Origin of the sequence: Paraburkholderia sp. RCC_158, from assembly GCF_041355255.1 — a bacterium.
In the GTDB taxonomy this organism is placed as follows: Bacteria; Pseudomonadota; Gammaproteobacteria; order Burkholderiales; family Burkholderiaceae; genus Paraburkholderia; species Paraburkholderia graminis.
In genome coordinates this window covers 373982-380762 of the sequence record NZ_JBFUPM010000007.1, presented here as the reverse complement: position 1 = coordinate 380762, position 6781 = coordinate 373982, and the positions used below count along the sequence as shown (strand labels likewise).

The window sequence follows — 6781 nt, the reverse complement described above, 5'->3', positions numbered from 1 at the left end:
CCGCTTCCCGTGCCCCGGCGTCCGGAGCACGAAAGAGCGAGATTCTAGCGAGCCGGCTGGCGCCTTGCAAGCGTTATCTGCATTTATTCAAGGCGCCTTTTCTATACGGCCAATTTCTTCCGTAACAGGCGGTTTGGCGTCCGGCCTCAATGCGCCCGCAGTGGATGCTCCGATGGTCCAGTCATGCAGCACCGTGTATGCAACCGCCAGCAGCGTCGGTCCGATGAAGACCCCGAGGAAGCCAAACGCGAATGCGCCGCCGAGAATGCCCAACATGACGAGAATCAACGGCATGTCGCTATTCTTGCCGATGAGAATCGGCTTGATCACATTGTCCGACATGCCCACAGCGAGCACGCCCCACACAACCAGGAAAATCGCCCAGCCGGTTGCACCGCCGTGATAGAGCCAGATGGCCGCGGGCAGCCATACGATCACAGGCCCGCCCGGTATTACCGAGAGAAAAAACGTAGCCAGTCCCAACAATGCAGGCGCCGGCACACCAGCGATCCAGCAGCCGAAGCCAGCCAAGATGCCCTGAACGAGCGCCGTGCCCAGAATTCCGTAGACCACGCCCTTGACGGTGCTGCCCGCCAGCGCCAGCAGATAGTCGGAGCGCTCACCCGCGATACGCCGCATGCCTGCGTTCAGCCACGCGCCGGCGCCCTCTCCTCCGGTGTAAAAGAAGAAGGCCAATATGATACTTAACGCGAGCAGGCCGAGACCGTGAGTCACGGCAATCCCTGCGGCAAGGATCCACTTACCGGCCGGCGCCGCAAGCGTACGCAACTGCGCGATCAGTTCGGAATTGCTGCTTGTCAGACTTTCCCAGAAACTCTGGATGCTCGAACCGACCACGGGAATTCGCGCCACCCAAGGCGGCAAATCCGGCAAGCCTGCTTCGAACAACCTCTGGACCAGCGCGACTATGTCGTGGACGTGCGCGCCAAACGCAAACCCGGCGTAGACGAACGGTCCCAGCACCACGATCAGGATGATGAGCACGATCAACGTCGCAGCCAGCTTGCGCCTTCCGCCAACCGCCGCAGTCAGTCGCCGGTAGAGTCCCCACGAGCTGTAGCTGAGAATCGCGCCCCACAAGAGAGCGGTCGTAAAAGGCGCGAGAACCAGCAACGAGCCGCCCACCAGGATAATCAGGGCAAACACCGCCGCGAGACGTTCAATCAATTGGTCCGATTTCACCATGAATCTCCTGTTGCGCCAGACCGAGGCGGCGAGCACGGACGCGCGTCGACGCCCGTAAAAAGCGGTCAGTATATATAAGCGACTTCCGCTTCCCCGCCCTCTTATATTATTTGACGAAGTCCCAACACAACGTACGTCGCACGTACGGCGCCGGTCTGATTTTTCATGTGGAAACGTCCTAATCGATCCCGCGCTGCGTCCCGAATAATATGGCGCGGCGTAAACGACTAGAATATAAGGTTCTGTGCACCCAACTTCCGGATTTATGCGCTCGCGAATCGCCAAACGTCTCCCCCCCGATGCCGACAAACTTGTCGGTCTTTCGCTCGCGCTTTTCGCGTCGGGCAGCCGCACCGAAGACCGCTTCTGGGAAGCGAAACTCGATGCACTGCTGGCCAAGATCGTGCGCAACGCCAACCAGACCACGCTCGACGCAGCGCTCGACCATCTGCAGCAGAATCATCCCGATGCCTACGGCGCGCTTGCCGACATGGCCGAAACGCACAGCGAGTCGTTCGTCATCGAGCATGAAGGCGTGGCGTATGAAGCGCTGTTGATCGCCGCGCCGATCCTCGCGTGGACGCGCTACATGATTCCGTCAGGTCCGCTCAAGACCGACGCAGCCGACGCCCTGCGCGCGCATCTGCAGGCGCACGTGCTCGCGGCCAACACGCGCGTCGCCATGGCTCCGTTCCTGTATAGCATCGACCAGTTGCCGCGCCATCACGTCGAAACCTGGCGCATTGCACAGCAGCTTGCACAAGCAGCCATGGCCGGCGGCAATCTCAAACTCAACTTCGGCGAATTGCCGGAAACGTCGCCGATTCTTGCCGACCCGCGCTTCCTCCTGGCGGTGGTCGCGGCCCCGGTCGGCGAGCCGACCTTTCGCTGGCAGGAAGAGGAACACGGCAGCCGGATCGAGCGCGGCCAATGTCTCGAGCAATGGGCAACGCAGGGCGGCGCCAACCTGTCGCTCGTGCTGCCGGGCTGCGAATTCGAGTGTCTGTTGCCGGATGCGTACTACTCCGCATGCCGCGACGCTGACGAACGCGTGCGTCCTCACACCGTCCGGACCGCCGTGCGTTATCTATTCGACACAATTGGCGCAGCGCCGCAAGAACTGCGCGCCGTGGTTGCCGGCTTCGGCGAGCGCCGCATCGACGAATACCGCGTCGGCTTCACGCGCCGCGGCAGCAACGAGGTGATTTACGGCGTCGTGTGGCCGCTGTACGGCCGCGAAAACGGAGAAGCAGGCATCGATGAAGAGCCGCAGGAAACTGCGCCGCCGGACGCTCCGCTCGAAGAAATCGTCGCGCTGCTCAAGGAAACCGGCGTGACTGACGTGCGCCGTCACGCAGGCCGGTTCGAGCCTGAATATTGCGATGACTGCGGCGTGCCGCTCTACGCCGACCCGCTCGGCGAAATCGTTCACGCCGAAATGCCCGAAGACGCCGAGCCCGCGCAGCCGCACTTTCACTAGGCAAGCGCGCCGCCGGCGTGTTGCAGTCCATCAAAAGCCTCGCCCTGTGCGGGGCTTTTTCATATGTCATTCCTCTTATGCCTTTTGGACAGGCCGTCAAACCGAAGGGAATTTGTCATGATAGAGACGGCGACGCATCGCAACGCCTGGCACAACGCGAGGCGACTGCATCGCGCCAATTCGCCCGACACATCTGGAGACATGCATGCGATTCTCGATACTCAACTCAGACGCGGAACGACGCGACGGCCTCAAAGCGCTGTTGCGGCAAATCAACCGGCTTGCGCGCTTTAACGAAGCACAAGACTGGCGCCAGGCCGAACGCACGCTCAAGCGTCAGTGGCCCGACCTGTTCGTTATCGACTGGCAGGACTGGATGTCGGTCAAGGACGTGCGGCATCTGCTTAGCCACTATCCGGACCTGCGCATCGCGGTGCTGACCGACAGGATTTCGCCGAAGGCGGTGAGCGAACTCATGGACGAGGGCGTGCGCGGCGTGGTGCCGCGCGAAACGGACCCGTGCCTGATCGTGCGCGCCTTTGAAATGGTGCTGCTCGGCGGGCACTATGTGCCGTCCGGCGCGCTGCCGCTCAAGCCGCCGCTGCCGGCAGACACGGCGATCCGCCCGTTCGACGAAAAAAGCCCGCCGCCGCGCCGCGTCAGGTTGTCGAACGGACTGTCGCCTCGCCAGCAGCAGATCATGCGCTGCGTCCATATGGGCAGCACCAACAAGATGATTGCGCGCACGCTCGGCATCAGCGAGGGCACCGTCAAGATCCATCTGACGAGCATATTCCAGCAACTCGGCGCACCCAATCGCGCGGCCGCGGTCGCGCTTTACAACGGCTGGCTGGCGAACCATTTACAAGTACTGCGCAATAAAGGACAGAGCCTGCTTCGTCCGGTCATGGGTCAAGCGGGCCTGGTGCCGCTGCGGCGCGCAGCACTGCGGCGCTTCGAATACCCGTTGTCGGCTAACGAGACGGCGGCGCCCTTGCCGATGGCAGCCGAGCCCGGCACGGCATACGACGACGGCGAATCCGCCGCCGACCTTCCGCCAGAGCCCGTCACCGAAGGTTCGTCATGAGGTGACGGACCGCGCGCGAGCGTGATGCGCGATTTCTGCCAGCGCGTGCATCGGCTGGCATGGAATCCGCTCACACCTTTTGTCGTCCAACGAGTAATATGAGACTCATGGGTTTCCTCTACACACCGCTTCCATTCTGGATCGCTGTCGGTGGCTGGATCGCCACTGCGATAGTGGTCGCGCTCGCGCTGTGGAAAAATCCTTTCAAACGACTTCAGGACGGCACGTTGCAGCACGTGTGGCTGGCGATCATCGTCGCCGTGTCTGTGCTGTGGGCAAGCAACGCGTGGCTCGACGACGGCACGGTCATGCATCTGCTCGGCGCAACGCTCGTCGTCACGCTGTTCGACTGGGCGCTCGCACTGCTTGCAATGGCGGTGGTCACCGGCCTCGCGGGTCTCATCTTCGACGCACCGTGGCAAGGCATCGCGCTGACTTTTCTCGTATTCGGCGCGGTGCCGGTCGGCATTTCCACGCTGCTTCAGCGGGCCAGCATTGCGTGGCTGCCACGCAATCTCTTCATGTTTATCTTCGGCCAGGGATTTCTGTCGCCGGCTATTGCCGTTTCGCTCACGGCGGCCGCGGCGCTCGGTGTTCACGTTGCGCTCGCCGGCGGTTCCGCGACTGTGATACCGGCGGGCTACGCGCTCAGCGTGCTTCTGCTGGCCACGGGCGAAGCCTGGTTCACGGGGATGTCCACCGCATTGATCGCGGTCTACCGCCCTGCATGGGTCACCACTTATGATGTCCGGCGATACCGGCTCGGCGGACCGCGCACTTGAGTGAGACGCAAGGTCGTAGCGCGCGGCTCGTATGTGCGGCTCGTAGGCACGGCTCGCGTGCGAGTGAGCTTGCCGCGCCGTTGCGAGCAAACGCGCGCCTCGCATAACAAAGCCCCGCAAAATAGCGGTCGAAAAATAGTTGCGGCACGATTGAACTCAACCATGCCGCCAGGCATCTTACGTGCCTCACGTCTTATTAGCGTCTAACGAACTTGATGGATTGCACCAACGCACCGCGCCGATTACTGCGGCTGGTCGGCCGGTTGGCAAGTTTCGCAGCGAGCCTCTCGCTCGCTTGCACCGCGCCCGCATTCGCCGACCAACTCGAACAGCACAACGACCTCGTCAACAGATTTGTCAATGAAATGCGCGCCGACCCGCTCGTCGCGGATTGCGCAGCGCATGGCAATTTTGTCGCGAGCACGTCGACCGCCTTTGATCACGTCGAGTTTCCTCCCAGTTCGTTCGACAGCGCACACGCGTCGATCACGCCGTGGAACGATTCGTTCGACGAGGGCAAGCAGCGTGTCAAAGTCGACAACATCGTCACCGTGGAAGGACTCGGCATCCGTCAGAACGGCGCAGGCGACGCAGCGGATCTGAAGTTCCGTTGCGGCTACGTCGGCTCGCAGATGCTCGCGTTTAGCTGGAACGACCCGGTGCCGCCTACGCGCGCACGCAGCGTGGAGCAGCCGCAGTCGCGCGCGACGTCGGGCAAGCATCGCGGAAGCAAGGGCAAGCAGGCGGCAAGTGGCAAGAGTGCAAAGAAGAGCACGGCCAAATCGTCGAAGAGCACGTCGAGTAAATCGTCGAGCAAGAAAGCGCCGGTGAAGAAGAAGCACTGAGACGGAGAAAGCTCTGACAGCGCGCGTCCGATGCCGGCGATACGCCGCGTATGACGGTAGCTGGGAATTCAGCATGGCGACCAACGCTTCGCGAGCGTCCGCGCGAATCCAAACTCGGCACCCTACTGCTCCCCTGACCCGCCAATAAAAAAGGCACACACGCAATCCGTGTGTGCCCTTCCCTTCTATTGCAATCGCGCGCAGCAGATCAGCCAAACGTCTCCAGATGCCGCAAGATCGCTTGCAGCATCGACGCCCCGAGCGACGCGCTGCGCTCGCCGTTCCAGCCCACGCGTTCGTCGGGCAAGTTGGCGTTGTCCTTAAAAGGCATCTCGAGCGTCAGCGACAGGCAGCCAAATTCATTGCCGATATATTTCGAAGCGAGCTTGAGCGCATCTTCGCGATACTTGCTCGCAGCATAGCCGTACTTGTCCTGAAAATCAGGGCTCGCCTGCTTGAAGGCTTCGATAAACGCTTTCTGTTCCTCGCGTTGCCGCTCGGTGAATCCGGGCAGCATCTCGGAACCGGCCACGAAAACATACGGCAGCGCCTCATCGCCGTGAATGTCGAAGAACAGATCGCAGCCGGTTGCATGAATCGCGTCGCGCACCACGAGCACCTCGGGACTGCGCGCGGCATCCGGCTCCATCCACTCGCGATTCAGATTGGCGCCCGCAGCGTTGGTGCGCAGATTGCCGCGCACGCTGCCGTCCGGATTCATGTTCGGCACGATGTGGAACACCGCGTGATCGTAGAGCTTGCGCGCAACCGGATCGCCCGCCCAATCGCCCCAGCCGACGAGCCGCTTCACGAGTCCTTCGATAAACCATTCGGCCATCGTCTCGCCCGGATGCTGACGCGCGATCAGCCAGACCTTTTTCTTCGGCATCTTCAGCATATCGCCGCTTTGCGGTGTGCCGAGCGTGAGCAGGGAAACCGGCCGGCCTTCGACGGTCGTGCCCAGTTCGGTCAGCGTGGCCTGCGGCATCTGTTGAACTGCGCCCAAAAATTCGGCGTGGCGCTCCTCGCTGTACGGCTCGAAGTACGCGTAGTAAATGCGGTCGAACTCCGGCGTGTGGTCGATGGTGAGCACCCGGCCGTCATACGATGTCGGCACGCGAAACCAGTTCACGCGATCGTAGCTGGCCACGGCCTGGTAGTCGCGCCAGCCTTCCGCGAACGCGCACGCCGCCGCATTTTCGAAAGTCATCACGCAGCGCTCGCCGGCCGCGCCCGAGAGCCGGAAGTAGAACCACTGCGCGAACTCCGCGTGGCTGTCCGGCCGAACGCGCAAGCGGATATTGCCCGCGGTCGCGCAGGACAGCACCTCGATCGCGCCTGCGTCGAAGTTGCTCGTAATCGATAAACTCATGATGTGGTT

At 62.1% G+C, this 6781-nt stretch carries 6 protein-coding genes; 4 read left to right on the top strand and 2 right to left on the bottom strand.

Translation table 11 applies throughout. The annotated features are described in order from the left end of the window. Positions 1-87 precede the first annotated feature (87 nt). The gene (locus AB6809_RS17240) at positions 88-1203 is read right to left on the bottom strand and encodes an AI-2E family transporter (protein WP_029969760.1); all 1116 of its coding nucleotides are present in this window, start codon (positions 1201-1203) and stop codon (positions 88-90) included. A 268-nt stretch (positions 1204-1471) separates the two neighbouring features. Between AB6809_RS17240 and AB6809_RS17235 the strand changes: the two genes are divergently transcribed. The 4 genes from AB6809_RS17235 (at position 1472) to AB6809_RS17220 (ending at position 5400) form a co-directional block, all read left to right on the top strand. Beyond that, positions 1472-2686: a DUF2863 family protein gene (locus AB6809_RS17235; protein WP_029969761.1), complete on the top strand. Its 1215-nt coding sequence runs from the start codon at positions 1472-1474 to the stop codon at positions 2684-2686. Positions 2687-2891: 205 nt separating this feature from the next. Continuing rightward, positions 2892-3773 carry a response regulator transcription factor gene (locus AB6809_RS17230; protein WP_029969763.1) on the top strand — a complete coding sequence of 294 codons (882 nt, stop codon included), beginning with the start codon at positions 2892-2894 and terminating at the stop codon, positions 3771-3773. 107 nt (positions 3774-3880) lie between these two features. Next, complete coding sequence (locus tag AB6809_RS17225) at positions 3881-4555, top strand: energy-coupling factor ABC transporter permease (RefSeq protein ID WP_029969765.1); 675 nt, start codon at positions 3881-3883, stop codon at positions 4553-4555. Positions 4556-4770: 215 nt separating this feature from the next. Continuing rightward, positions 4771-5400 (top strand): BspC domain-containing protein, encoded by a 630-nt coding sequence (locus tag AB6809_RS17220; RefSeq protein ID WP_029969766.1) that lies wholly within the window; start codon positions 4771-4773, stop codon positions 5398-5400. A 208-nt stretch (positions 5401-5608) separates the two neighbouring features. On the opposite strand, the gene AB6809_RS17215 is transcribed toward AB6809_RS17220, so the two are convergent. After that, complete coding sequence (locus AB6809_RS17215) at positions 5609-6772, bottom strand: M14-type cytosolic carboxypeptidase (protein ID WP_029969767.1); 1164 nt, start codon at positions 6770-6772, stop codon at positions 5609-5611. Between the last annotated feature and the right edge of the window lie 9 nt (positions 6773-6781).